The following is an 887-nucleotide window of genomic DNA, read 5'->3' as shown; positions in this document are numbered from 1 at the left end:
GATCGATTGGCTATTTTTAATTGATTTGATACAGTTTCTTTAAGGTTTTTGATATGGCTGTGAATAATCCAGGCCTAATATTGTGTATAGAATTGATGCAAAAAAAATATGTGTAATCAGCTTTTTCTGTGGCTTTAATAGACCAAAGAAACGTTGAAATAACCCCTTCGTTTCATCACCTTTTTCGAATTGTGGCGTTGGAACCATTAATATCAATACGCCTGTCCACATTTGAAAGAATTCTTCCGGTGTTTGTTTGACTAAACCTTTTGCTGGATCAGCAATTAATATCTCATCTTTTGTAATCCGATGAATGACAACATAATGTAACAATGACCCATCAACGACAACGTGAGCAATTGCAGGTAAGGGAAACTCTCCAAAAAAAGCTTCTTGATCACCTTTAACACCTTTGGCAGTGAAGCCTAATTTTTCAGCAGCCTTAATTACACCATAGGCATTTGTCCCTTGTTTATCGGTTCCTGCAACTTCACGTATTTTGGATATTGGTAATTTTAAACCATATTGTTTGGATATTGTAGCCAAACAAGCTGCACCACAGTCAGTGATGTCTTGTTGTTTGATGCAGTGGTATTTTTTAAACATAACATAAAAAACCTCCATAATTATTTCATTAATAGGTTCGTAATCTTGATTTTCACATGCAGTAAAATTCTAATATAGTTACGGGATAAAATAAACGACAATTACTGGCGGTGAACCGCCAACATTTGTCGTTGTTGTAATTTGGAAAATCGTTATATACTTATTGTGTAAATAAAAAATGTTTTTTTTGTACAAATTAATTAATTGATATTTAGTGTCTACTGAACAAATACTATTCTTCTAAAATAGTCTGTCTTAGAGTGGGAATAATCAATTTTAAT

1 protein-coding gene is annotated in these 887 nt (G+C 32.8%); it reads right to left on the bottom strand.

All coding sequences use genetic code 11. The features are described 5' to 3' along the window. Positions 1-39: 39 nt before the first annotated feature. Positions 40-606 carry a cysteine peptidase family C39 domain-containing protein gene (locus ABD814_RS09215; RefSeq protein ID WP_344912480.1) on the bottom strand — a complete coding sequence of 189 codons (567 nt, stop codon included), beginning with the start codon at positions 604-606 and terminating at the stop codon, positions 40-42. Positions 607-887: the final 281 nt, after the last annotated feature.

The sequence above is a fragment of the Amphibacillus indicireducens genome (genome assembly GCF_039539605.1).
Classification (GTDB): Bacteria; Bacillota; Bacilli; order Bacillales; family Amphibacillaceae; genus Amphibacillus; species Amphibacillus indicireducens.
This window is presented reverse-complemented; position numbering and strand designations above follow the sequence as displayed.

Coding starts and splice junctions, on each gene's coding strand:
- ABD814_RS09215 (WP_344912480.1), bottom strand. CDS start 606: ATGTTTAAAAAATACCACTGCATCAAACAACAAGACATCACTGACTGT.